At 54.7% G+C, this 25,342-nt stretch carries 26 protein-coding genes, 1 tRNA gene and 3 pseudogenes; 7 read left to right on the top strand and 23 right to left on the bottom strand.

Annotation, left to right across the window (positions count from 1 at the left end):
• Positions 1–4 precede the first annotated feature (4 nt).
• Complete coding sequence (locus KW837_RS27315; protein WP_008072383.1) at positions 5–985, bottom strand: quinone oxidoreductase; 981 nt, start codon at positions 983–985, stop codon at positions 5–7.
• A gap of 231 nt (positions 986–1,216) precedes the next feature.
• Between KW837_RS27315 and KW837_RS27310 the strand changes: the two are divergent.
• Positions 1,217–1,582, top strand: a pseudogene (locus KW837_RS27310) (GntR family transcriptional regulator); the annotation flags it as partial.
• A gap of 130 nt (positions 1,583–1,712) precedes the next feature.
• A complete protein-coding gene (locus KW837_RS27305) occupies positions 1,713–1,895 on the top strand; it encodes a hypothetical protein (RefSeq protein ID WP_218399201.1) in 183 nt (60 codons plus the stop codon).
• A gap of 122 nt (positions 1,896–2,017) precedes the next feature.
• On the opposite strand, the gene KW837_RS27300 is transcribed toward KW837_RS27305, so the two are convergent.
• Positions 2,018–2,593 carry a hypothetical protein gene (locus KW837_RS27300; RefSeq protein ID WP_218399200.1) on the bottom strand — a complete coding sequence of 192 codons (576 nt, stop codon included), beginning with the start codon at positions 2,591–2,593 and terminating at the stop codon, positions 2,018–2,020.
• Positions 2,594–2,613: 20 nt separating this feature from the next.
• Between KW837_RS27300 and KW837_RS27295 the strand changes: the two genes are divergently transcribed.
• Complete coding sequence (locus KW837_RS27295) at positions 2,614–2,775, top strand: hypothetical protein (protein ID WP_218399199.1); 162 nt, start codon at positions 2,614–2,616, stop codon at positions 2,773–2,775.
• A gap of 2 nt (positions 2,776–2,777) precedes the next feature.
• On the opposite strand, the gene KW837_RS28885 is transcribed toward KW837_RS27295, so the two are convergent.
• Positions 2,778–2,906: a hypothetical protein gene (locus KW837_RS28885; RefSeq protein ID WP_256349037.1), complete on the bottom strand. Its 129-nt coding sequence runs from the start codon at positions 2,904–2,906 to the stop codon at positions 2,778–2,780.
• A 129-nt stretch (positions 2,907–3,035) separates the two neighbouring features.
• Here KW837_RS28885 and KW837_RS27290 point away from each other — a divergent pair, with 129 nt between their 5' ends.
• The gene (locus tag KW837_RS27290) at positions 3,036–3,578 is read left to right on the top strand and encodes a DinB family protein (RefSeq protein WP_218399198.1); all 543 of its coding nucleotides are present in this window, start codon (positions 3,036–3,038) and stop codon (positions 3,576–3,578) included.
• Between the two features lie 81 nt (positions 3,579–3,659).
• Here KW837_RS27290 and KW837_RS27285 read toward each other — a convergent pair whose 3' ends face one another.
• The 9 genes from KW837_RS27285 to KW837_RS27245 all read right to left on the bottom strand — a co-directional run bounded on the left by KW837_RS27285 (position 3,660) and on the right by KW837_RS27245 (position 13,986).
• Complete coding sequence (locus tag KW837_RS27285) at positions 3,660–3,926, bottom strand: hypothetical protein (protein ID WP_218399197.1); 267 nt, start codon at positions 3,924–3,926, stop codon at positions 3,660–3,662.
• 162 nt (positions 3,927–4,088) lie between these two features.
• On the bottom strand, positions 4,089–4,511 hold the full coding sequence (locus KW837_RS27280) for an RDD family protein (RefSeq protein WP_218399196.1): 423 nt from the start codon (positions 4,509–4,511) through the stop codon (positions 4,089–4,091).
• Between the two features lie 701 nt (positions 4,512–5,212).
• Complete coding sequence (locus KW837_RS27275) at positions 5,213–8,119, bottom strand: AMP-binding protein (RefSeq protein ID WP_256349060.1); 2,907 nt, start codon at positions 8,117–8,119, stop codon at positions 5,213–5,215.
• Between the two features lie 115 nt (positions 8,120–8,234).
• Positions 8,235–8,873 (bottom strand): LysE family translocator, encoded by a 639-nt coding sequence (locus tag KW837_RS27270; RefSeq protein ID WP_218399194.1) that lies wholly within the window; start codon positions 8,871–8,873, stop codon positions 8,235–8,237.
• 36 nt (positions 8,874–8,909) lie between these two features.
• A complete protein-coding gene (gene lysA / locus KW837_RS27265; RefSeq protein WP_218399193.1) occupies positions 8,910–10,265 on the bottom strand; it encodes a diaminopimelate decarboxylase in 1,356 nt (451 codons plus the stop codon).
• Between the two features lie 81 nt (positions 10,266–10,346).
• Complete coding sequence (gene cysC / locus KW837_RS27260; protein ID WP_218399192.1) at positions 10,347–10,940, bottom strand: adenylyl-sulfate kinase; 594 nt, start codon at positions 10,938–10,940, stop codon at positions 10,347–10,349.
• Between the two features lie 47 nt (positions 10,941–10,987).
• Positions 10,988–11,707: a sulfotransferase family protein gene (locus tag KW837_RS27255; protein WP_007992552.1), complete on the bottom strand. Its 720-nt coding sequence runs from the start codon at positions 11,705–11,707 to the stop codon at positions 10,988–10,990.
• 77 nt (positions 11,708–11,784) lie between these two features.
• On the bottom strand, positions 11,785–12,960 hold the full coding sequence (locus tag KW837_RS27250; RefSeq protein ID WP_218399191.1) for an argininosuccinate synthase domain-containing protein: 1,176 nt from the start codon (positions 12,958–12,960) through the stop codon (positions 11,785–11,787).
• 42 nt (positions 12,961–13,002) lie between these two features.
• The gene (locus KW837_RS27245; RefSeq protein ID WP_218399190.1) at positions 13,003–13,986 is read right to left on the bottom strand and encodes an aldo/keto reductase; all 984 of its coding nucleotides are present in this window, start codon (positions 13,984–13,986) and stop codon (positions 13,003–13,005) included.
• A 165-nt stretch (positions 13,987–14,151) separates the two neighbouring features.
• Between KW837_RS27245 and KW837_RS27240 the strand changes: the two genes are divergently transcribed.
• Entirely contained in the window at positions 14,152–15,099 is a 948-nt protein-coding gene (locus KW837_RS27240) for a LysR family transcriptional regulator (RefSeq protein ID WP_218399189.1), read from the top strand.
• A 4-nt stretch (positions 15,100–15,103) separates the two neighbouring features.
• On the opposite strand, the gene solA is transcribed toward KW837_RS27240, so the two are convergent.
• The 4 genes from solA to KW837_RS27220 are packed head-to-tail and all read right to left on the bottom strand — an operon-like array spanning position 15,104 to position 18,840.
• Entirely contained in the window at positions 15,104–16,273 is a 1,170-nt protein-coding gene (gene solA / locus KW837_RS27235) for an N-methyl-L-tryptophan oxidase (RefSeq protein ID WP_256349058.1), read from the bottom strand.
• Positions 16,242–17,168 carry an EamA family transporter gene (locus KW837_RS27230; protein WP_148050152.1) on the bottom strand — a complete coding sequence of 309 codons (927 nt, stop codon included), beginning with the start codon at positions 17,166–17,168 and terminating at the stop codon, positions 16,242–16,244. Before KW837_RS27230 ends, solA begins: the two co-directional genes overlap by 32 nt.
• Complete coding sequence (locus KW837_RS27225; protein ID WP_123498788.1) at positions 17,152–18,027, bottom strand: methyltransferase; 876 nt, start codon at positions 18,025–18,027, stop codon at positions 17,152–17,154. Before KW837_RS27225 ends, KW837_RS27230 begins: the two co-directional genes overlap by 17 nt.
• Before the next feature lie 18 nt (positions 18,028–18,045).
• Positions 18,046–18,840 (bottom strand): pyrroline-5-carboxylate reductase, encoded by a 795-nt coding sequence (locus tag KW837_RS27220; protein ID WP_218399188.1) that lies wholly within the window; start codon positions 18,838–18,840, stop codon positions 18,046–18,048.
• A gap of 535 nt (positions 18,841–19,375) precedes the next feature.
• Here KW837_RS27220 and KW837_RS28880 point away from each other — a divergent pair.
• Together KW837_RS28880 and KW837_RS28875 are read left to right on the top strand one after the other, a co-directional pair.
• Positions 19,376–19,468 (top strand): annotated as a pseudogene (locus tag KW837_RS28880) (cell wall hydrolase); the annotation flags it as partial.
• A gap of 699 nt (positions 19,469–20,167) precedes the next feature.
• A pseudogene (locus KW837_RS28875) lies at positions 20,168–20,341 on the top strand (integrase); the annotation flags it as partial.
• 60 nt (positions 20,342–20,401) lie between these two features.
• On the opposite strand, the gene KW837_RS27215 reads toward KW837_RS28875, so the two are convergent.
• The 7 genes from KW837_RS27215 to rpmI form a co-directional block, all read right to left on the bottom strand.
• Positions 20,402–20,478, bottom strand: a tRNA-Pro gene (locus KW837_RS27215).
• Positions 20,479–20,567: 89 nt separating this feature from the next.
• Positions 20,568–20,924 carry a MerR family transcriptional regulator gene (locus tag KW837_RS27210; protein ID WP_003179985.1) on the bottom strand — a complete coding sequence of 119 codons (357 nt, stop codon included), beginning with the start codon at positions 20,922–20,924 and terminating at the stop codon, positions 20,568–20,570.
• Complete coding sequence (ihfA, locus tag KW837_RS27205) at positions 20,905–21,207, bottom strand: integration host factor subunit alpha (protein WP_002553164.1); 303 nt, start codon at positions 21,205–21,207, stop codon at positions 20,905–20,907. The genes KW837_RS27210 and ihfA overlap by 20 nt, the downstream gene beginning before the upstream one ends.
• A 3-nt stretch (positions 21,208–21,210) precedes the next feature.
• The gene (gene pheT / locus KW837_RS27200; RefSeq protein ID WP_218399187.1) at positions 21,211–23,592 is read right to left on the bottom strand and encodes a phenylalanine--tRNA ligase subunit beta; all 2,382 of its coding nucleotides are present in this window, start codon (positions 23,590–23,592) and stop codon (positions 21,211–21,213) included.
• A 26-nt stretch (positions 23,593–23,618) separates the two neighbouring features.
• The gene (pheS, locus tag KW837_RS27195; protein WP_007905876.1) at positions 23,619–24,635 is read right to left on the bottom strand and encodes a phenylalanine--tRNA ligase subunit alpha; all 1,017 of its coding nucleotides are present in this window, start codon (positions 24,633–24,635) and stop codon (positions 23,619–23,621) included.
• 109 nt (positions 24,636–24,744) lie between these two features.
• On the bottom strand, positions 24,745–25,101 hold the full coding sequence (gene rplT / locus KW837_RS27190) for a 50S ribosomal protein L20 (RefSeq protein ID WP_007905879.1): 357 nt from the start codon (positions 25,099–25,101) through the stop codon (positions 24,745–24,747).
• Between the two features lie 28 nt (positions 25,102–25,129).
• Positions 25,130–25,324, bottom strand: a complete 195-nt coding sequence (gene rpmI, locus KW837_RS27185; protein WP_002553160.1) for a 50S ribosomal protein L35 — start codon at positions 25,322–25,324, stop codon at positions 25,130–25,132.
• Positions 25,325–25,342 lie beyond the last annotated feature (18 nt).

Raw genomic sequence — 25,342 nt, 5'->3', positions numbered from 1 at the left:
TCCCTTAAATGACGAAAATCGATGAGCCCGTGGTTTTGCGTGATTCCAGGTCGCGATGGGCCTGCACGGCATCCTGCAAAGCATAGTGCTGGTTGATCTCGATCTTGATCCGGCCGCTGCCGACATGATCGAACAATTCGCCCGCCAACGCGGCTTTTTCCGCCGGATCGGCGATGTAATCGGCCAGGGCCGGACGGGTCAGGAACAGCGAGCCTTTCATCGCCAGCAATACCGGATCGAAAGCCGGGATCGGGCCGGATGCCGTGCCGACGCACACCATCAAACCGCGACGCTTGAGCGAGTCCAGGGAACCCATGAAGGTGTTCTTGCCGACACTGTCGAACACCACGTTGACCCCAACGCCGTCCGTCAGCTCGCGAACGCGCTGGGCGACGTCTTCATGGCTGTAATTGATGACATGCTCGCAGCCATGGGCCCGGGCAATTTCACCCTTTGCCTCGGTGGACACAGTGCCAATGACGTTCAGGCCGAGCAGCTTGGCCCACTGTGAAACAATCAGGCCCACACCACCGGCAGCGGCGTGCAACAGAATGCTGTCGCCGGGCTTGAAGTCGTAAATGCGTCGCATCAGGTACGACGACGTCAAGCCGCGCATGGTCATGGCTGCGGCAGTCTCGAAACTGATGGTTTCCGGCAGCTTGATCAGCGGCGCGGCCGGGATCAGACGCTCGGTGCTGTAGGCGCCCAATGTATTGAGAAAACCGGTGTAGGTGACGCGATCACCGACTTGTACGTTGGTCACCCCTGCGCCGATGGCCTGGACCACACCGGACGCTTCAACCCCCATGCCGTTGGGCATCGGGATCGGGTAAGTGCCATTGCGAAAGTAGGTGTCGGCATAGTTCAGGCCCACCGCCACATGACGAAGACGAACCTGGCCTGGACCGGGATCGCCGACTTCGACCTCTTCATAACGAAGGACTTCGGGACCACCGGTTTCGTAGAAGCGTACGGCTTTGGCCATTTTTTCTTATTCTCCAGTCTCAAGTTGGGCGTGCTGCGTCGAATTGCGCTGATTGGACTGTAGGACGCCGCCTGGTGAGTCGCTTCTCATCAGACGACAATGGCTTTTCATTTCATGACAGCGGGCACTGCATCAACAGCTGCCATGGATGACTTATCCAGTGCCTCTCGATACCCTGCGGGTACCTGATGGTGTTCCAGGTCAAACCACCTCCCTCCAGACGAGCATGTAATGAAATCCCCTGCAGGTTTGCTGCTGTCGGCTATTGAGCTGGACCGTACCAGCGCCATCCCCCTGTACCGCCAACTCTATTTGCAGATTCGCAAGCAGATTCTCAGCGGAAAGATGCAAGGGGGCGTGCGCCTGCCGTCGACGCGGACCCTGAGCAAAGAATTGGCGCTGTCGCGGATCACCATTCTCAATGCATTCGATCAGCTGATTGCCGAAGGCTTTTTGGCCTCGCGCACTGGGGCGGGCACCTATGTCGGCAATGAGTGGGAGAGCCGAGGGATTGCCGACGAAGAGCAGCGCCAGCCACCGCGCCTGTCCGACCTGAGCCAGTCCATGCTGTCGTTGCGCAGCAGTCACTTTCGCGGGGGCGGTGCAAAGCTGATCGGGGTCGACTTCATTGAACAGGCCAAGACCTTTCGGTGGAGCTCTCCCCTTGGGCTTGAAATCGTTGAGGGTTGCGACTATCAGTGAGGTTCAATCCTTCGAGGGCAATAACATGCCAACGACTGAAGAATCGATAATTGCAGCAGCAAGGCTGCGCGCCGCATACCGGGGAGAAAACGAGGCGCTGGCTGCGGCTTCAGCGCTCGAGGCCCTGGGAGTGCTGAAAAAAACTTTGAAGGGAGATAAATACCAAGAGGCGCTCGAAAGACTGTATATCGAGTATTCAACCTCTTGATCCACCTGTGCCGCCTTAGCGGCGGCACATGGTTCACTTATTGAGGACAGTGTGAACTCGCATCACCTCGGAAGACCGCAAGAGCAACACCGCAGAAACGAGAAGGAACAACCGACCTGGCTTCACTTGCTGCCAGTACGTGACCACTCATCTCCCCTGACGCCCGCTGCACTGGCGACTATCAGCGCCACTACACAGGCAACCAACGAGAACAGAGCAAAAGCCCCCATCACATGCAAGTAAGGAAGTACGTGATTCCACGCTCGAGCTACCCCCAGGAAAGCGGCAAATAACCAGCCGCTCATAGAGAGAGCCCCCAAGAGAGCGAGGCGAGTGCGGCCGGAGTTGCGTAACAAGACAAAGGGGGCCTTCTGCAGCAGCGGGAAACCGATCCGATGCAACAAAACACCATTGAGGCTAAGCAGCGCGACAACACTCACCTTGGCCCAGAGCTTTTGATTGAGCAGATACGCGCTCCCCTCATAGAGGTAACCCTGTAGCACCAGCAGCAAGCCACTTCCCCAAAGAGCCAATAGCGCGAGCGTGACGATTTTTTGGGTCTCGTCGAGATACTCACGCTGTATCTCACTCAACACATCCTTGCGCCAGCTCCATAGCTTTTGATCCGCCTGTAACACCCTCCCCAGAGCAATACAGGTGGCAATCAGATGACCATACACGAGTAGCATTTTGAGCATTACCTGGACCTTATTTTTATATGGGCAATGCACTCCCTCGCACCCTTGATATGAAACTAAATGATACAGATTCATATTTGTATCAACAAGTTACACAATCAGCCATCCATCTGGAAGCGGCTGTTTTTGCGGGGTTTTTCTTTAGCCCGGCGCTTGCGGAGCTGACGAGTCTGCTGGGTTAACGTCAGCGAGCCGACGGGTGGGGGCAATGTGCCCCAGCCAGCGGGCCGATGGTGTCGACACAACCGAAGATCTCGTCGTAGTAATCGTCATCGGGGATGTCGTTGCGTTGGACCTCAAACGATGTGGACACCGTCTCTGCTAAAATCTTGCCCGGCCCGCCCAGGCTTTATGCAGCCCGCCAAAATACAAAAGCCCAGCACTAGACTGGGCTTTTAGATGAGCGAGGATCGCTTATCAAACCACTCAAAGGATGAACACGATGAGCCGCACTAGCCATATCTGTCTGATGGCAACCTATAACGAGTGGATGAGTGCCAAGGTCTATGAAGCAGCCAGGGGCTTGTCCGATGAAGTGCTCTCGGCGGACAGGAAAGCTTTTTTTGGCTCTATTCTCGGGACTCTGAACCACTTAGCGGTCGGAGATACAATCTGGCTGAAGCGATTCGCCAAGCACCCAACGAACCACTTGGCACTGGAGCCGGTGAGGCAGCTTCCTGATCCGAAAAGCCTCGATCAATTGTTGTTCTCTAATATTCGAGAGCTCTCAGCGTATCGAGAATGGCTCGACCGAATAATCATCAAATGGGCTCAATCCATTACGGAGTCCGATTTAGATAGCCCCTTCAATTATGCAAACATGAAGGGTGTAGTGTCCGCTAAGGATTTTTACAGCTTGGTCATGCATTTTTTTAACCATCAGACCCATCATCGCGGCCAAGTTACAACTCTGCTTTCGCAGGCGGGTGTCGACGTAGGCGATACGGATCTAGTCGTTTTGATTCCATCCGAGTCCTGCACTTAGCAAAATCCAGCATTTAGACTGGGCTTTTCACGTCAGGACATGCGGAGTTTCAGGCCACCATCCCTATCAAAATCCGCATGTTCATTGTCCGCTCCCCTGCTTTTGATTTGCCTGCTGCATTTTTCTATAAGCATCAAAGCACAGGACCCGAAAGAAAGTGGAAAACTGCTTCACTGAGGCTTCCTTGCCCTCCTTTGTTTCCTCCACGGGATAAAGCTCAGCAGCAGAGAACATTGTCTTGGTCAGTCCTGTTTCATCTTTAATCGGATCGTAGTCGGGGATTAGCGACTTAGTCTCTTCAATAGGACGCTCGTACTGCCTGCCATGCATTATGTAAGCTGCTGTCAAAGCAGGCTCCGTGCACCCGCCTGGGACCCCTGAAATCCTGATTGTTTCCGCTCCCGCATGCAAAGACAGAAGCATCAATGCCAGAGCTGGAACGCCTACTACTGTCACAAAAAACCGCATGATTCTTTCTCGCCCGAAAAGTGGGGACCCTAGCGTTTGCCTTTACTTGGATCGGATCACGATCGTAGATGCGAGCATGTCACCAAGCCGTTTTCGCGAACCAAAGAAAATAAATATCCAGTCAAAAATACTCAGAAACGGCGTAGTGATGTTGCGTACAAAAGATTGATATAGATTGCAGTTAAGGTAGCTGCGCTCATCAATCACGGACATCCCCAGCAGCTTTTTACCCAAGCTCTGACCGTTGGGCATTGCATCGGAAAACAGGTAATACGCCGCGCCTGATCCTAAAGCCAGGAGGGCGACCACGGTTGGCGGTAAACCAACAAACTCGGCTGCTCGCCCTACGGCATAGAACAGAAAGAAGGTGGTTATGGAGTCAATCATTTGTCCTCCCCACCGACGTCCCAGGCCAGCCAGATTTTTGGGCTTCTGGTACTCGCTTTGGGTGTTGCTGATTTCCATGCGTTGTCACTCCGTTGGTATATGGATACAGGAGTATCGGCACCACGTTAGCAACATTGAATTACATCGTTTCACCAGCGACCTACCGCAGCATGTGATTGATTGCGCATCTTTGTGTCTGAGAATCAGATGTGCTCTGCGGATACATCGTTGTACATACGATGCCGACAACCTTCCCTTGGTCAGAATTGATCTCACATACTCATAACGGGCAGCACACCCTAGTGCAGCTTCGATGAGCTAGTGGACTGGCTTGGTTCCGTCGTATTGAATGCGGAGCCATGTAAGGGCGAAGGTCAGCCCCATAGCTAAATCGTTCTCTCAGGCTGTCAGTACCAATAGAAGACCGGCAGCATCACCAGTCATACCCGGGCGCTGAGCTTGGACATTTGATTGAAGCTGCGAACACGGTCAGCAACCGATTCGCGTGGACCGGTGCTGACAATTTTGAAGAAGAAGCAGGCGTGAGAAATCGAGAAGTCACGTAAATGTCACGCGCATGAAAAAGGCCAATGCTGTGAACATTGGTCGTTCACTATTTGTATTAGCTGCGAAAGGGAGCGTTCGGCCGGTGATGCTTCAACGAGTTGATTAAACAGGTCGATTGGCCCAAGCCTTCCGGAATCTGTGGATTCAGTTCGCAGTATCGGTTGAAGATCTGCCGGGCCTGAACAGTTTCATATCATTAGCCGTTAAAAAAACTAAACCAACTCACCCGCCAACCGTTCCACAAACGGCTCAAATTCCGAAAGCGTGACCATCAGTTCCTGATACTGGGTCAGACCCAGTCGCTGACGGCTCGATTCACGCAAGTTCACATCCGAAGGGTCAGTAAACAAGACTCTCTTCGAAGTGTCGGCCGCCAGGATGCCAGCAATCAGCATCGATTCGCAGTCCGCACGCTCCGATATCTGCGCGACAAAGTCACGGTGATCGACGACGCTGACCGACATGCCTAAGCGATTGGCACAATGGGCCACCAACGCCTCGAACGTTACAAACTCAATGGCCGTGACATCCACTTGTTGTGCCAGCAAATCGAAGGCTTCGGGCGCCGCGACAAAATGACAAATCCAGTTGGCCAAACGGTCTGCCGGCAGTAAACCAATGTACCCGTAACCCGCGGGCACCTGCCCGAGTCGTAGGCATAATTTCAGCAACAGGTGCACCAGGGATTTTTTATGGCTGTAGCCCATGCTCACCGACGGCAAGACATCATCGATCCGATAGATCTTCGCTCGCATCCCTTGCGCCTGGGCGTCCAGAATCAATCGGTCCGCCAGGTATTTCGTATAGCCGTAGCCATTGATGCCGTTCGACCGGGCATGCTCATCCAGCTCGGCTCCCGTCACCCCGACCTGACCATCGAGCGAGCATCTGGCCGCCAACGAGGAAACATGGTGCAGGCGCTTGAAGGTCGACTCGTTGCAAAACCGGATCAACTCGGCAGTCCCCTGCACGTTAGCGGCATACAGATGGGAAGGCTCGGACAAGAAATTCACTTCAGCGGCGCTATGGATGACCTCGTCCACGCTCTCGGTCAGTTGTATCCACTCTTGCGGATCGAGGCCAATGCAGGGTGACCTCAGATCCCCGAGGACAGCCTTGAGTCTGGTGGTATCCAATACTCTTCCGGTGAAGGCATTGGCGTAGATGGACATCAACCGCGCCTGGGCTGACTCAAGGGTGTCACCGCGCAAAAGTACCGTCACCCTCAACGCGGTAGAGGTCAGCAAACGCTCCAGAATATGGATACCGACAAAACCGGTCGCTCCAGTGAGCAGAATTTCCTGGATGCGCCTCTGCGACTGCCCCCAAGGTCGCAAGGTGTGGCTGTACAAAGGCGCCATTTCAATGGCTTTGGTGCCGGCGTTGCCATCGAACAATGCCGCGCCAAGGCTCAGCGGTGTCGGGTGGCGGTAGAGGGTCTGTAAAGCAAAAGTCCGGTTGAAGCGCGCGCCTATCAAAACCTTGAGTGAAACAGCAGCCAATGAATCCCCGCCCCACTCAAAAAAATTCGAGTCCTGACAAAAACAATCGCTCAACAGCACCTGACGAAAGCACTCAAGCAACTGATCCTGCGTCGAGACGGCCGGGGTGGGCGGCTGGAAAAACTGCCAGCTCCCGATGAATGCGGCTGCAATGGCGGTGTAATCCAGTTTGCCATTCGGACTGACCGGCAACGTTTGCAGGTGCAGAAAGTATTGTGGGATGTGCGTCAGGGGCATAAGCCGACCGAGTTCTTTTCGCAGTTCACAGACATCGATCGCACGCTCTGCGGTGTAGGCCAATGCCAGCGTGGCGTCGCCCTGTGCAGCGTTGACGACGACTGCCGCGGCATCGCGCACTTGGACAAAAGCTTCGCGAAAACGCGCGTTCACCTCATCGAGTTCGATTCTGACACCCCGCACTTTCACTTGATGATCGTGGCGTCCATGAAACTCCAGCAACCCGTCTTCACGCACCCGCGCCCGGTCGCCTGTTCGATAAACGAAAGCCCCCGGCACATCGGGAAACAGGTTTGGCACAAAGGATTTTTCCGTCAGCTCGGGCTCGTTAAGATAACCGTTGCCCACACAGATTCCCCCCACCACCACCTCACCGACGATGCCGTCTGGCAGCACCTCCAGTTGCGGCCCGACGATTCGCACGTAGGTATTGTCGATTGGGCGTCCAAGGGGAATAGCTCCGGCATCAGTGTCACGCACCTGGTGAAACACCATGCCGATAGAGGCTTCCGTATGCCCATAGGTGTTGATGATGTGCACACCGGGCAGGATCCGGCGAAAGGAATGGACGGAAACCGGGTCAATGGCCTCACCGCCGATCAGCACATACTGCAGGCTCTGCAAGTGAGATGGGCAGATTGCCCCTTGCTCCAACGCCCGCACAAGAACCTTGAAAAGCGATGGTACAAAATCCGTCATCGTGACCTGGTGACGACGAATATGCTCGACAACGCAGTCCAGATCCCACAGCTCACGCCGGTACGGAATAATCGTTGTGCCGCCACTGGTCAGAGGCCATAGCAGTTGCCAGATCGAGGAATCGAACAGCGGCGCACTATTTTGGTAAACCACATGCCCATCGCCAAAGTAGCGACTCATGTAGCGGAATCGATTGGCCACCCCGGCGTGATGATTCAAGGCACATTTGGGCGTCCCGGTCGTGCCTGATGTAAAGAAACCATAGAGGTTTGTGTTGGCACTGCTGCGCGATGTCCGTGGTGGCAGTGTCGCATCGTCACAGTCAGTGCTGACCTCCAGACAAGTGAGGCCGCAAAGCTCGGGTCTGGGCGCTTCACCTCTGGGCACATAAACAAACCGGGCACGGGTACTGGCCAATACGGCGGCCATGCGATTGGCTGGCCAGGACAAGTCGATCGGTATGAGCACGGCACCGACCATCATCGCGCTTAACCAGACCACCGATAACTCGACACCTGCATCGACTCCGCACAACAGGCACTCCCCCGCCTGCAATCCAGCCTCCTCCAGAGACGCTGCGTTATGGCTGGCCATAAGCATCAGGTGACGGTAGCTGACACGCTCGGTGCCGCTCACAACGGCAATGTGATCCGGCGTTGTCGAGTGACTCTGCAAAACCATTTCCAGGACGTCGCAAGACAACTCGACATCAAAACCAAAGGCAGTACTCAGGGGAGCGCCAGACATAAATAAATCCCTTTATTTGCAAACTATCCCAGGCTTGCTGATACACGGATCACAAGCTGACGGTGGTGGCCAAACGTATGCTCAGTCCAATCAAAACTGCGCCCATGACTCGATCCAGCCACTGTCCTGCATTGGGGTGGGTGCGAAGCCTTTCTGTGACTTTGGCTGCCACCAGGACGAACGAAACTTCAACGACGATGGCAACCAGGATTACCAGGCTGCCTAATAAAAAGATCTGTAGCGCGGGAGCCCCCATGGACGGCTGAACGAACTGAGGCAGGAACGCCAGAAAGAACAAAGCGACTTTCGGGTTAAACACGTCGATAAGAATGCCCTGCTTGTAGGCTTGCCATACACCGTATTGCTTGACCTGCGCGTTGTCCTGATCATGAACGGACCCCGTGGAGGGCATGACACTTTTCACGCCCAAGTAGAGCAAATAAGCTGCACCGGCATACTTGAGTGCATCGAAGGCATTTTCCGAAGCGGCAATTAGAGCGCTGACACCGCAGGCCGCCAGAACCACATGGACAAAGGCACCGCTACAGACCCCCAGCGCCGAGGCGATACCGACTTTTTTTCCTGAGGATATCGTCCTCGACAAGATGTAAAGCAGGTCGGGCCCTGGAGAAATATTCAACAAGAGTGCCGAAAATAAAAAAACAAGCCAAAACGTTTCATTGTCCACAGTCACTTCCAGCCGCCTTAATCAAACAACAGAGGATTACTTAACCAGCTTCAAACTTTTAGCATCAGACTTGACTGTTTCAATGTCGTCCAATTCCCTGGCAACGAGATCCTCGTAGCGCTCTCTCTGGCGCACGACTTGATAATGCTCGCCCATGACCACCACTTCAGCCGGACGAACTTTCGAGTTGTACTGGCTGGCCATGCTCATCGCGTAGGCACCCGCCGAAAAAACGGCCAGGGTGTCATGTTCCGAAAGCGTCGGCAGCGGACGCGACAACGCGAGAAAATCCCCTGTTTCACAAATCGGCCCAACCACATCCACCGGCGACAATGCCCCGTCTGGCCGGGGTTGCGAAGGATTGGTCGCGTGCGTCCAGTGCCCGTTGAAATCGCCATATCGGATCGGCCACATGGCATGGTGGGCACCGTAAAGCGTGGGTCTGAGCAAGATGTTCATGCCGGCATCGACAATGACGATCTGACGGTCCCAGCCATCCTTGATGTATTCGACGCCGGTCAACAACACGCCGGCATTGGCGCTGATAGAGCGACCGGGTTCAATCACGAACCGCAGGCCGCGCGCCTTGAGTCTCTTAAGCCGGTGAGAAATGACGCTGCCCATTTCCTGCAACGAAATGCTATTGGAATGAGAGGCTTCGTATATGGCTGGAAAACCACCACCGATATTGATCGTATCGACGGTGCCGCCCGCCTGTTCCACCTCATCCAACAGCGTCTCGATGACGTCTATGCAAGCCAGATAGGAAGCGCTGTCATGGATAGGCGAGCCAATGTGCGCATGGATTCCGAAAACGTCGACGTTGCCGTACAAACCCTCTGCGTAAAGCCGCGCCGAACGCGTCACCGGAATGCCGAATTTGGTCTGACGTCCTCCCGTAGATGTTTTTTGCGGGGTATCACGGTCAGCAACGTCGGGATTGATCCGAATAGAAACCCTGGCCCTGCAGCCGCACTGACCCGCAATAGCATCAATCCTTGCCAGTTCCCCCTCAGACTCAACATTGAACTGATAGACGCCTGCCTCCAGTGCATATTTGATTTCCTCCGCAGACTTGCCCACCCCGGCAAATACAATGGTTTCGGGGCGAGCACCGGCCAGCAGGGCTCGATAGATTTCGCCACCACTGACGACGTCCAGACCTGCGCCGTGCTCCACCAGAAACTTCAGGATGTTCAAATTGCTGCAGCTTTTGACTGAGAAACAAATCAGCGGGTCAATCAGTAAAAAAGCATCGCGCATGTTTTGCAAGTGCGACGCCAAGGTACTCAATGAATAAACAAACAAGGGTGTGCCCAACTTTTCAGCCAGGCTGTCCAGGTTCACCCCTTCGGCATGCAGAACACCTTGTTTGTAACTGAAACCGTCCATTCGAACCTCTCTGAAAAACCCGGCAGTAAAATAGTCATTGCATGTTTTTTAATGTCAGTCGTACGGCGACGCGTCGACAAATCAATTCAACCTGCCGCTCTCGCGCAAATAAGCAATAACGCTGTCGGCACTGCTCTCAGGGCTCTGCGGTGTCCCTCCGATCAGGATATCGGGGGCCACGGGGCGTTCGTATGGCGAGTCTATGCCGGTGAAATTCGTGATTTCACCCCTCCTGGCCTTGCTATACAGCCCTTTGGGATCACGCCGTTCACACACTGCCAACGGGGTGTCGACGAAGACTTCGATGAAGTCCGCTCCCAGCAACGTCCGAACCGTACTGCGGTCCTGTTCGAAGGGAGATATCAGCGCCGCGAGGACAATGATTCCACTGTCCAGAAACAGCTTGGTGACTTCCCCCACGCGCCGGATATTTTCAATACGGTCATCGGCGCTGAACCCCAGGTCACGGCACAAGCCATGGCGAATGTTGTCGCCATCGAGCACCACCGTGACGTACCCCAACTCGAACAACTTCGCCTCCACCAGCCTCGCCACTGTGCTCTTGCCGGCCCCACTGAGGCCCGTGAACCACAAGGCACAAGGCTGCTGACGTAATTGCCGCGAACGCATGTGCGGCAGGATCGCTCCAGCGTGCCAGCCAAGATTTTTCGACATACAGCGCCTCACTCAAAACGAAACAGCGTCTCGACTCAGTTTGAACATCACAGGTAAGACAGGAACTTCTTGTAGACAACCAGGTTGTCGTCATAGAAGGACTTCAAGCGCGGGTCGTTATCGACACGTACCGCATAGTGCTTGCTGACCGGTCTTATGGAGGTGCTCTGGGCCGCATCTTCATGCCAGTGCCGAGTGCGCTCCCACACTCGGCGATGACCGGGTTCCCACTGCAAGGATTCGGGTTTTTGTTCAATGCCTACTTTGCGGCAAAAGTCCGCGATAACGTTTTGCGGAGCCAGCACCAACTGGTTGGCATCGACAATGACCGGATCATGTACGCCTCTCGCTCTGGCGGCGCAGTACAACGCATCAAGGTGCTGGTAGCCGACTTGTTGTGAGGTCAACTGCGGGTTCATTGCATAGTGCGAGTTGATGACTTGCTCGGGGTTTCTGATCATGAACACATGGTGCGCGTCGTCCGGATAAGCACCTTCATCGATAAACCCTGCATAAGAAAATTCGCAGGTGTCTTTAATGAACACATTGCCCTTGTCCAATAACGTTCTGACATGCGCGAACAACCTGTCCGGCGAATCTATCCGGTGCGTTTCACCCTGTACTTCATGGGTAAAAACATGACCGGCAGCCAAATCGCACAACGGCTCATGCAGTACCGTGAAATCGCCCCTGGCTTCAATCATTCGCACGAACGCCGTTGACAGCGAGCGCGGCGGCGCCCACAAGATCACTAACTTGTTTGTCATTCCCTTGACCGCTCAGCTCGGGTAACTGAAAGAGCACAGCAAAGGTATCCCTGCGCTCATGTGAATCGCCAGTCGGATCAGGCAGATTCAAGGATGTTTTCGGTGATCCAGCGTTGCCCGCCATGGGCAAAGCGATACTGCTGCGCCGTGAATCGATTCCGGCTGTAGTTGTAAACACGGTCAACCAGATAGCTGCCCTTGTATAACTTCACGTCCACATAACCATCGGCCCATTGCACTAACTCATTCACCGCTTTGAAGGCCGCCTGAGTGGCCGGATCGTACAAACGACCGGCATACGTCTGCCGGGCAATGAACGTCGAACTGAAACGCAAGACTTCCCAGGAGTCTTTATCGACAGTCGCCTGATAAAGGCTCTTCAATGCCGTGGCGATCAAATCCAGACCGGGTGACTCATACGTGCCCCGCCCTTTCGTGCCATTCATTCGATTCTCGAGCACTGCCTTGATCACGACACCATTGCGCCCGGCGATTTCGTTGGCCATCGCCACCGCTTCATAATGGGACAGGACCTTGCCGTTGATTTCCACCGGGTAACCTTTCTCGAACCGGATGGTGCAACGTTCTACCTGTTCGGGCGCCTGCTCCGGGCGCACCCCCATGATTGGCTGGACGCTGTCCGGGGAGTTGGCAATGGACTCAAGCTCAACACTCTCATGGGACACGCCGCCGAGATTGGCATCGATCGAATGGGCAGCCTTGTCACGCAACAACTGTTCGTTCTTGTCTATTACCGCCCGGCCCATATCGCTACGGGTCTTGAAGCGTTCAGCCGTCGCACTGTCCTGCCAGGGGGAATAGGGCATGATCTGCGGGGCAAACATATTCAGGTAGTAGGTGAACCGAAATTCGTCGTTGCCACCGTGCACGGCTCCGTGGGCCAGGACGTTGCATCCCTTGGCGCCAAGCGCCGCGACCAGCCCCTTGACGGTGACGGCACGGGCAATGCCGGTGGTGTTCCAGTAGCCACCATCGTAATGCGCCTGCGCCCTGACAGCGTTCAGGCATTCAGTCGCCATATCTTCCTTCAAGTCGACAACATGGGCGGCATTGAGCAGATCGATATTACGGGTACAGAATTGATGGGCCTCTTCATTGGGCTGGCCGATATCAACAATGAACTGCTCGAAATCAATTTGCTCATTCTCGAGTAGCTGGCTAATGAACAGACTGACCAGGCCACCCGATGAGCACACGCCTACTTTGCGGTTCTTCAACTCTGAAATTTTCATGACATTCCCTTGATCAAGATAGAAGACACTTCGTAAGAAATGTTATTGCGACCACTCTGTCGGCGTTCGGTCCCAGCGATGACCTGCAAGACGCTGCAGAAGTTCGGCGTCCAAGGAACCTTTCGATGAACACGCCAGGTTCTGCGAAAGGTTCCTTATCGCCCGCATGCCGGGGATAACCGTATGAATGTCCGGATTCGAAAGGATGAAGCGCAATGCACACTCAGCCAGTGACACCCCCTCGGGAATGTCTTTTTTCAACACCTCGACTCTATCGACGGTGGCGTGCAGGTTCTCCGGAACAAAGTAACTGTTACGCCAATCGCCTTCCGGCCACACGGTTTCTTTCGTCAATACCCCCGTCAAGGACCCCTCGTCGAACGGCACCCTGGCGATCACGCCCACATTGTGTTTTTTGCAGGCAGGAATAAGGTGGTCCGTGGGGGCCTGGTCAAAGATGTTGTAAATAACCTGAACGCTGTCAATCAATCCCGTCTCCAGTGTCTTGATGACATTGTCAGGCTCCCACCGATTAACACTGATGCCGATGCCTTGAATAACCTTCTGAGACTTCAGGTCATCAATCACCCGCATCCAGCTTTCATCTTGTGCCCAGTCGTCTTCCCAGACATGAAACTGCATCAAGTCAATAGAGTGCATTCCCAGATTGTTCAGACTCTTATCAACAAACTCTCGAATATGATCGGAGGGGAAAACATCATTGAGCCGATCGCCTCGTTTGGAAGGCCACTCCCTGTTCTTTGGTGGAATCTTTGTGGCAACGACAATCTTTTTATCGGGATTGCTCTTGAGCACTCGGCCCAGCATGTGTTCGCTGTGCCCACGGCCATATATCCATGCGGTATCGAAAAAATTGCAGCCTTTATCGACAGCCAGTTGCAGAGCCTGCATGCCTTGTTCATCGGCAGAGCCGGTCCAGCCTCCTTCGCCGCCGGCAATACCCCACATGCCATAACCCACCTCACTGACTTTCCAGCCAAGCCTGCCAAACGTTCTGTAATTCATCGTGTTATCCATAACCACCAATAATCCAGAGCACTTGCTTAAGTACTGAACTTGCTTGCTGGCTATTATCTGCAACGTACAGTCAGATTAAAAATATCAATTTACTCAGTATCGATTCATATCTGATATGGTTAAATCCTACCCATTACTGAGGCAAGGATCGCCATGGCAACGTTGAACTTCAGGCATATCGAGATATTCTGGGCGGTCATGACGACAGGTAGCGCGACAGCCGCCGCAGCCCTGCTGCGCACCTCACAGCCGACAATCAGCCGAGAACTGGGCAGGCTTCAGTCAGTGACCCAGTTGACGTTGTTCAAACGCGCCAATGCCAAACTGATCCCGACCGAACAAGCGCTGATGCTCTTCGACGAAGTCAAAAGGGCTTATTTTGGCCTTGAGCGGATAGCCAAAGCGGCTGACGCCATTCGCCAGTACAAGCACGGGCAAATCACCATAGTTTGCCTGCCTGCTTTCTCCCAGGCCGTGGCGCCCACTGTCTGCAAACATTTCCTCGATCAATACCCCGGAGTGGGAGTCAGCATCACTCCCCAGGACTCTCCCCTGCTCAACGAGTGGCTTTCTTCACAGCGCTTTGATCTGGGGCTTATCGAGGACACCATTGCCCCCCGTGGCACAGACCTGGAGACCATCTTCACGTCGGACATTGTCTGCATCTTGCCCACCGACCACCGACTGTGTGAAAAAGCCGTCCTGTACCCCGAGGACTTTGAAGGCGAACACTTTATTTCTCTGGCGACCAACGATCCCTATCGCAACAAGATCGACAGTTTTTTCGACAGTCTCGGAATCAACAGACAGTTGGTAGTTGAAACGCACAGCGCAGCGGCAGTCTGCGCGACGGTGGCCCTAGGGGTCGGCATCGCAATCATCAATCCACTCACAGCACTGGCCTACGCCAAACTTGGGCTGAAAATTCGCGGGCTGTCACTTTCCATTCCGTACACCGTCAGTGTTGTTCGCCCGCAGCATCGCCCCTATTCGCCGCTGGTCGACAATTTCATCAGCTCATTGAGGCATTGCTGCCAGGTGCTGACCAGTCAGCTCCAATCAATCACTGACAGCGAAAACAGACCGCACCCAGACCAGTGACAGCTCACCCGGCCTTATCGAAGCGAGCTTTGGAGAAAGCCGGGGCAATGTGCTGCAGCGACTCGCCAAGAACCGCCCAGGACAGCCACTCCCCCAACCCAGTTGCGAATTTGAAACCGTGCCCCGAACATGCAGACACATAGAACACACCCGGCAGTAGCGCCGACTCCCCCAAGATAAACGACTCATCCGGGCTCATGGTGTAGATGCATTTTTTAGCGGCATAGGGCGTTGGGTCCAGGGATGGAAAAAGCGCTGCCACACACTCGGCGATTTCCTCCCTTGCCGAGTGGCTGACGGGCTCCAGTTGGGTCCCCATATCCAGATCCGTTTGCTGACTGTTATGAAAACCTATCTTGATCCCGAGTTCGGTCTCAGTGATCTGCGGGGTACCGTACAGCAAGCGGCCATCGGAGAGTTCATACAGGAAAGCCGGAAAATTCTTGAAGCTGTCGGCGCTGCCCGGCCTGGGGCTGAACCAATAAATCGGGACGCTTTTAGGGCGCAACAATCCGGCCAAGTCGGGGATCAAACTATCGGTCAAGGTGCAGCCGGTCGCTAGCACGACCCGCTCCGTCTCGATGACTTCGCCATCAGACAATCGAATCAAAAGCCTGCCTTCGCTGCGATGTATTTCAAGAACATGGCTACCGAAACGAATCTGGGCACCACTACGCACGGCAAGATTGAGCATGTGCAGCCTGCTGGCGTCGGCTGCAATCGTGTAAGCGCCTTCCTCGACAATACCTTCCATGTCTGGCTGCACCCGAAAGGCCGGAAACATCTGCGTAATCTGTTGTGCATTCAGTTGCTGATGGTCAATCCCGCCTGCCCGCGCCGTGGCGGCACTCTTGGGTACCACGCCTGAACTCTGCGGCCCGATGAAAAGGCCACCGCTACGCCACAGCAAAGGATGATCACTGGACGCCTCCAGTTCGTGCCAAAGATCATTGGCTTGGGAAAGCAAAGGAAGGTATTGCGTGCCCTCCCAATACGCTTGCCGGAAAATTCGGGAGCCACCGTAGGATGAACCCAGTCGATTGATCGGCGCTCCAGCATCGATACCCAGAATGTTGGACTGGCGAGTCGACAGGCGCCACAACGTGGCGCTCCCGACAATGCCCAGCCCGATGACGACAGCGCTATATTTTCGACCCACTTTCTTCAACTCCATTTGATCCAAGGAAGCCTTTCAATACAGGTTCAAAGATGACCAGTATCATGCCGAACGCAATAGCCGCAAAAGCCAGCAACGTGTAAGTCGAGGCTGGTTGCCCGTAGATCTCGACAGCCACAATGAACTGGGTCAATGGCAGGATGAACTGCAACAGCCCCATGGCCGAAATGGGCAAGCGCCCGGCAGCAAACGAAAACAACGCCAGCGGAATGATCGACACCAGCCCGCAGCCAATCAGCAGCGCCTGTTCATACCCGCCGAAGCTGGCGGGCAAGGGTATGAACCCATCGAACAGAAACAGCAGCGGGCACAGCGCGCAGGCAAGCACCAAGGACTCCACAAACAACCCGTTGAGCGGGCTCAATGACGTGAGTTTTTTCAGCCAGGTGTACAGCCCCCATGTCACACCGATGACGACATAGACTCGGGCATCCAGATCGCCGCTGCCTGTGACCAGGAAAAGGACACTTAAGCAAACGATGCCCAACGCAACCGCTTTCAGGGGGCTGAGCCGTTCCCGATAGACCAGCAACCCCACTGCAATACTCACCAAGGGGGCGATCAGGTATCCCAGCCCGCTTTCCAGCACCCGACCGTGAATCGAAGCCCAGATAAAGGCCCCCCAATTGGTCGCCACCAGTACCGCAGCACAGCCATGAAGCACTACTTGACGCAGCTTCAGTCGGTGAAACAGCGCGAGCAGATCTCGCTTCACCCACAAGATCAATGTGACGGTCGCTAGCGAAAGCACCACTCTGTAACCCACCAGAGCAATAGCATTCATGTCATGGAACACCCTCCAATAAAGCGACGACAGTCCCAGAAACAAGTTGGACAGTCCGGCAGCGAGCATCCCGGTCAGAAAAGGTAAACGTTTATTGCCCGTTGCCATCGATTGACCTTCTGCTGAATGTCAGCTCCAGGATTTCATAGGACCAAATGATGTCGCCCTGCTCGTTAAAGCGACAATACGCGGCGCCCTGGCGTGTCCAATCGACGATTTCCTCGTGGATCAATCCCTGAAGTTGCCGCCACTGCTGCGTGTACAGCATCAGCGGAAACTCATGTCGCTCCAAAAGGCACCAGTCAATGTGGTAATCGGCCTCGTGCTTTTGACACAAGGCATGCATCACGGCAGGAATACCCACCAGCGAGTTCAGGCCAATAATGAGTTTTGCGCCTGGCTTGAGAAATAATGGCACTTCATCAAAAAAGCGTTTGAGCGTGCGATCGCCATAAAACATCGCCTCAATGGACAGCCCCTGAGCCGACTCGGTACGTTGCAAGGCCTGTAGAAACGCCGCCGAAGGGGTTTGCCAGCCAGGAGGGTTGAACAGAATCACATCAAAGGCGTCGTTGGTGGGATCCAGGCCATCGAACAGGTCACTGTGGATAAATCGGACATCGCCCGTGCCAAGATTGGCAACCTCATTGATCCTCGCCACATCAATCGCCTGGGGTGAAATGTCCGTGGCCGTGACTGACTTCATACCCAGGCGGCGCAAGAGCAGCGAATGCACGCCACTGCCCGTTCCTATATCGAGAAAACGAGCATCGGCGTATTGCCTTCCGAAACGCCTTGTCAGTAATGAACCAAATGCTTTGCCGGCCGCGCTGACTTTGAACACTTCAGGGTGATCCACCAGTGTGAGGCACTGACCCAAACCAAAATAGAGCGAGTAACTGACGTCCTCCGCCGGTGGAGAATCGATGTTTGGAGAGGCTGATTGCAAATTTACCTGGGCACTCATCAAGCTATCCTTTTCTCATTACTTTCCGAGTTCTACCGAGCGACGCGCCGCAGCCCGTAACGCCGCTTTGACGATGCCCTTGATATCCGCATCAACAAACGTGTCGATAGCACGCTCCGTCGTACCGCCTTTGGTTTGTACATCCTTGCAGACTTGCCAGGCGGGCTTGCCCGTTTCGCGTATCAACCGGGCAGTGCCGTGCAGTAGCTGAGTTGCGATCAGTTCAGCCTGACGGGCATCGAAACCTTCCTCATGAGCATATTCCTGCAAGGCGTCGGCAAAAAAGGCGACCAGCGCTGGACCGCCGCCTGCCAGGGCCGTGCCTGAATCAATCTGCGCTTCGTCCTCAACACGAATGACCAAGCCGATTGCACCGAACACCTGCTGTGCAGCAGCTGTCAGTTCGGGACGGGCTTGCGTCGGGGCGTAATACAGTGTCACGCCTTCACCCACCTGTGACGGTGTATTGGGAATCGAACGCACGACGTTGCAATGCCCCAACTCACGGGTCAGCGTATGCAAAGTGATGCCGGCCATGACCGAGATGACCGGGCCGCGATGTCGTTTGAGCAGCTCGTTTTGTACCAATGCCTGTTCGAACTGCTGTGGAGGGACAGCCAGAACAACAATGTCGTCGTCCTCAAGTCTTTCGAGGCGGGTACTGACCCGGAAACCATCAGTGGAATATTTGGCGCTACGCTCGGCATCAACCTCGACAACACGAAGACTTTCGGTACCCTTCATCTGCTGACGAAGGCCGTAAAGAATGCCCCCCCCCATATGCCCTGCGCCCAACATATGTACCGCTCTCATAAACAGTCCTTTATGTATGAATAGAAGTATCGCACCACTTTACGGGCCAAGAAAAAAGCCAGTAACGCCTGCATAAAATTCCATATCAAATCGAGGACTGTCAACGCATATCAGATATGCATAACGGGTAAAACAATTGATATTGTTCAACGCATAACAAGGGGGTGTAAATTATAAAACTAATCTTCATAGCTACCACACAACACAACTTCCTAACTGCACACTAAAAAGAAGCCAACTTTTCCATTGAAAAATCCTCAAAACTCTAGTGTGCCACCTCAGAAATAAGATCCCTATTGATCGGTGAAGCCAGTGCCTCACGGGCGCGTTGTATTTTATTCAAAACATCCTCTCCCTTTGCATTCCAGATACAGCCCAATGACGTCCCAGAATTTCTCTTCGATGTTTGGACAAAACGCCAAAGTGGGCTTCAGGCCCAAACGGAAACGGCGAGGATTCCACCCAGAGCCAGGCGTTTTGTAGGGGTAAAAACGACCAAAAATAAAAAAGGGTCGCAAGGTAAAATCTCGCAACCCGTGACGAATCGCTCGCAGGTCAGATCGCAGTGGCTTGGACCATTCGCAATCGCGTGAATGACGGTCAGACAAAGTCTTGGTGGGGCGAGGGCTAATTGGCGGTTAGCGACTCGAGTTCTTTGATGGTGATTTTGGCCATGAAATGGATTCCCCCCTACTTTTCCCCCCACAAAAACGTCGGCTCTTGATGGGCGTTCCTGGACTCTCGTAGAGCAGAACACCGCTGGAACTCAAGTAAATACTATCTTAGAAAAATCCAGAGTAAAATTTTGGAGTTTTCAAGAAGTATGAAAAAGGAGATGGGGTGCTAGGGGGCGAGTGTTCGAATCACTCCGTTCCGACCATATAATTCAAGGCTTCCCCCCAACGTGTACGCGCGAGGATATCGCGATATTTTTCAGTTTCGGCCATATGTATCTCCGGGCGTAAAAAAGCCCGCACTTGGCGGGCTTGGGGAATACCTCAGCTACTTGTTTACTCAGCACTCATTTTCAGAAAAAGAATCGCTCCAGGACGTACTTTTGACGCCCGAAATCGATAGTTGGACATCCATCCCCCCCGAGCTACCATCAGGGAATGGATGATACTGACCTGGGCAAAGTATGAGCACCGAACCTAAGAACGGATGGAAATGGGCTTACCAAAAACTGCGTGGGATGTACTTTTCACGCGGGACAGCCTTCTACAGAGCAACGCTTTATTCCCTTCGGGGCGATACGGGGTCGTTTTACGTTGATCGCAGCTGGGAGAAGGTGCGCCTTCGACGGTGATTGCATCACTCGTTTTGCGACGTTCTGATCGATATTTTCAACCACGCCGCGGCAAAGGGACTGTACCCGGACATCCCCGCCGCCAGTACGATCAATCGCAGCGAGAAGAAACAGCGCAAACGCCATACTGTCGAAGGTCTTAAAGCGATCAGGGAAAAGGCACCAGCCTGGCTACAGAACGCGATTGGTTTTGCGCAGGGACAAAAAAGCCGATCTATTTGATCGGCTTAAGTGTCTGATTCTACTCAGTAAATATGGTCGGGACGGAGTGATTCGAACACTCGACCCCTAGCACCCCATGCTAGTGCGCTACCGGACTGCGCTACGCCCCGACTAGGCGTTGAATCTGTCCCTCATCTCGAGGAACGCACAAGAATATATCGCAAGCTTTTGAAAACTGGAAGTATTTAAAAGCAGGAATTTATTTCTTGAGCACCACCAGAACATCTTCCAGCTCGGCGATCATCTGGCGGATCATTTGTTTGTATTGGGTGGTATCGTCTTTGGCTTCATCGCCGGACAAACGCAAGCGTGCGCCGCCGATGGTAAACCCCTGATCGTAAAGAAGCGCGCGGATCTGCCGGATCATCAGCACGTCCTGGCGCTGATAATACCGGCGGTTTCCGCGGCGTTTGACGGGGTTGAGTTGAGGAAACTCCTGCTCCCAGTAGCGCAGCACGTGCGGTTTTACGGCACATAGCTCGCTGACTTCACCAATGGTGAAGTAGCGTTTGCCCGGGATGACGGGTAGCTCGTCGTTATGACTTGGTTCCAGCATAAGCCTCAACTCGGGCCTTCAACTTCTGCCCTGGACGAAAGGTGACCACACGGCGAGCCGTGATCGGGATTTCTTCTCCCGTTTTCGGATTGCGGCCAGGCCGCTGGCGTTTGTCCCGAAGGTCGAAATTGCCGAAACCGGACAATTTGACTTGTTCGTTGTCTTCAAGAGCGTGCCTGATTTCTTCAAAAAACAGTTCGACCAATTCCTTGGCTTCCCGCTTGTTCAGGCCCAGCTCTTCATACAGACGTTCCGCCATCTCAGCTTTCGTCAAAGCCCCCATACGTCACTTCCTTAACGTGGCGTTCAACCTTTGTTCGAGCGAGGTGAGGATGTTTTGCGTCGTGGTATTCACCTCATCGTCATTAAGAGTGCGCGATGGATGCTGCCAGGTCAAGCCAACTGCAAGGCTTTTTCTATGCGGATCAATACCTTTACCCTGATACACGTCAAATAGCCTGAGGTCCGTCAGCCATTCGCCTGCATTTTCACGGATTACGTCCAGTACGGCAGTGGCCGCAACGTCTTTATCCGCCAGCAGTGCAAGGTCACGACGCACTTCAGGAAAGCGCGATAACTCCTGGAATTTAGGCATTTTGCCCAACGCCACTTCGGCCAGAACCAGCTCGAATACGAAGACCGGACGGTCGAGACCGAGGGTTTTCGACAATTCAGGGTGGATCGCGCCAACGAAACCTACCAAACGACCTTCACGTTCGATGCGCGCGGTTTGGCCCGGGTGCAACGCAGGGTGTTTGCCCGGCACGAACGTGAACGAATCCAGCGCACCGGCGAAGCCCAGTACCGCTTCCACATCGGCTTTGACGTCGAAGAAGTCCACGACATCGCGACCTTGCGCCCAGCCTTCCGGCAGACGGCTACCGCACACCACACCCGCCAGCATCGGTTCTTGCTTCAAGCCTTCCAGCTGACCGACGAAGCGCAGGCCGCTTTCGAACAGACGGACGCGATCCTGCTGACGGTTCAGGTTGTGCTGAAGCGCCTTGACCAGACCAGGCCACAGGGACGAACGCATGGCAGCCATGTCGTTGGAAATCGGGTTGGCCAGCAGAAGCGGCTCGACACCCGGATTAAACAACTCGAATTGTTTCGGATCAATGAAGCTGTAAGTGATCGCTTCCTGATAACCACGAGCCACCAGCAGACGGCGCAGTTCAGGCAGATCGCTGCGCGCTTCGGCCTTGGCTTGCGGCGCCAGACGGGCTTGCGGGTAGCGAACCGGCAGACGGTTGTAACCGTACAGACGGGCCAGCTCTTCGATCAGGTCGACTTCCAGGCTGATATCGAAACGGAAGCTTGGCACTTCTACGCGCCACTGCCCTGCCCCATCGGCGGTAATGGTCAGGCCCAAAGCGCTGAGCAGACGCTCGACTTCGGCCGAATCCATCTCCATGCCCAGCATCTGGGTGATGCGCTGGGCACGCAGGGTGATCGGCGCGATCGACGGCAGGTGCTGCTCACTGACGGTTTCGATGATCGGACCAGCTTCGCCCCCGGTGATGTCCAGCAGCAGGCCAGTGGCACGCTCCATGGCTTCACGGGCAAGCTGCCAATCCACGCCACGCTCGTAACGGTGTGAGGCATCGGTGTGCAGGCCATAGGAACGAGCCTTGCCAGCGACAGCAATCTGGTCGAAGAACGCGCTTTCGAGGAAAATATCGCGAGTGGTCGCGGTGTTGACGCCGCTGTGCTCGCCCCCCATGACGCCGGCGATAGCCAAGGCACGGGTGTGGTCTGCAATCACCAGCGTATCGCTACGCAGGCTGACTTCCTGACCATCAAGCAGAACCAGCTTCTCGCCTTCTTCGGCCATGCGTACGCGGATGCCGCCATTGATTTCGGCGAGATCGAACGCGTGCAGCGGTTGACCCAGTTCCAGCATCACATAGTTGGTGATGTCGACGGCGGCGTCGATGCTGCGCACATCGGCGCGACGCAGGCGCTCGACCATCCACAGCGGCGTAGGCTTGGACAGGTCGACGTTACGGATCACGCGCCCCAGGTAACGCGGGCACGCGGCTGGCGCGAGGACTTCAACTGAACGCACTTCGTCGTGCACAGCGGGAACGCTGGCAATCGCCGGGCGCACGACCTGGGCAGCATAAAGCGCACCGACTTCGCGGGCCAGACCGGCCAGCGACAGGCAATCACCGCGGTTCGGGGTCAGATCAACCTCGATGCTGGCGTCGTCAAGGCTCAGGTACTCACGAATGTCCTGACCGACCGGCGCATCGGCCGGCAATTCCATCAGGCCATCGTTGCCTTCGCCGATTTGCAGCTCGGCCTGGGAGCACAGCATGCCGTTGGATTCAACGCCACGCAGCTTGGCTTTCTTGATTTTGAAGTCGCCCGGCAGTTCGGCACCGATCATGGCGAACGGGATCTTCAGGCCCGGGCGCACGTTTGGCGCACCGCACACGACCTGGAAAGTCTCCGAGCCATTGCTGACCTGGCAAACGCGCAACTTGTCGGCGTCCGGGTGCTGCTCAGTGCTCAGCACCTCGCCCACGATCACGCCACTGAATACGCCGGCGGCCGGCGTAACGCTATCGACCTCAAGACCGGCCATCGACAGACGGGCAACCAGCTCGTCGCGACTTACCTGCGGGCTAACCCAGCCACGCAGCCATTGTTCACTGAATTTCATCCTGCTCTCCTAAGAATTCGTTACGACTAGCGAAATTGCGCGAGGAACCGCAAGTCGTTGTCGAAGAACAGACGCAAGTCGTTCACGCCGTAACGCAGCATGGCCAGACGCTCAACGCCCATGCCGAAGGCAAAGCCCGAAAACTCTTCCGGGTCGATCCCGGACATGCGCAGCACGTTCGGGTGAACCATGCCGCAGCCCATGACTTCCAGCCAGCCAGTCTGCTTGCAGACACGGCAACCTTTACCGCTGCACATCACGCATTCCATGTCGACTTCGGCGGAAGGCTCGGTGAACGGGAAGTACGAAGGACGGAAACGCACGGCCAGTTCTTTTTCGAAGAACACGCGCAGGAACTCTTCGATGGTGCCTTTCAGGTCGGCGAAGTTGATATCGCGATCGACCAGCAGGCCTTCGACCTGGTGGAACATCGGGGAGTGAGTGATATCGGAGTCGCTACGGTACACACGGCCTGGGCAGACGATGCGGATCGGCGGCTGTTTCGATTCCATGGTGCGGACCTGTACCGGAGAGGTATGGGTGCGCAGCAACATGTTGGCATTGAAATAGAAGGTGTCATGCATCGACCGGGCCGGGTGATGGCCTGGGATGTTGAGCGCTTCAAAGTTGTGGTAATCGTCTTCGACCTCAGGGCCTTCAGCGATGCCATAGCCGATGTGGGTGAAGAATTGTTCGATACGTTCCAGAGTGCGAGTAACCGGATGCAGACCACCGGAGGTCTGACCGCGGCCAGGCAGGGTCACGTCAATGGACTCGGCGGACAGTTTGGCGGCCAGGTCGGCCTCTTCAAACAGTGCCTTGCGGGCATTGAGAACCTCTGTGACACGCTCCTTGGCAACGTTGATCAGCGCGCCGACTTGCGGGCGCTCTTCTGCCGGTAAATTCCCCAGGGTCTTCATCACCTGAGTCAATTCGCCTTTTTTGCCAAGGTAGTGAACCCGGATTTGCTCCAGGGCATTGATATCTTCAGCGCTTTGCACAGCCTCTAGTGCTTGAGAGACGAGCGCATCCAGGTTTTCCATGTACAGACTCCAGATACAAAATAGGGGAAGAGCTTGAAGGCTCTTCCCCTATTTATGACGTTTAACACCTGACCCCACAGAGGTGAGGCCGGGTGACTGTCGGGGGTACTTAAGCCAAGGTGGCTTTAGCTTTCTCGACAATCGCAGCAAACGCCGCTTTTTCGTTCACTGCCAGATCAGCCAGAACCTTACGGTCGATCTCGATGGACGCTTTTTTCAGGCCGGCGATGAAACGGCTGTAGGACAGACCGTTGATACGTGCACCAGCGTTGATACGAGCGATCCACAGAGCGCGGAACTGACGTTTTTTCTGACGACGGTCACGGTAGGCGTATTGGCCTGCCTTGATTACCGCTTGCTTGGCAACACGGAATACGCGCGAGCGAGCGCCGTAGTAGCCTTTAGCAAGTTTCAGAATTTTTTTGTGACGTTTACGGGCAATGACGCCACGCTTTACACGAGCCATGAGTTACTTCCTCTATTCTTGACTAAAATTAACGAAGGCGCAGCATGCGCTCGACTTTTGCCACGTCAGACGGATGCAGCAAGCTGCTACCGCGCAGTTGACGCTTACGCTTGGTCGACATTTTAGTCAGGATGTGGCTCTTGAAAGCGTGCTTGTGCTTGATACCGTTAGCAGTTTTCAAAAACCGCTTAGCAGCACCACTTTTAGTTTTCATTTTTGGCATGTTCGGATACTCCGCATT

It is taken from the genome of Pseudomonas sp. PDM24 (assembly GCF_019218905.1).
Classification (GTDB): Bacteria; Pseudomonadota; Gammaproteobacteria; order Pseudomonadales; family Pseudomonadaceae; genus Aquipseudomonas.
The sequence above is the reverse complement of the archived record's forward strand: the minus strand, read 5'-3'. Positions and strand labels throughout refer to the sequence as shown.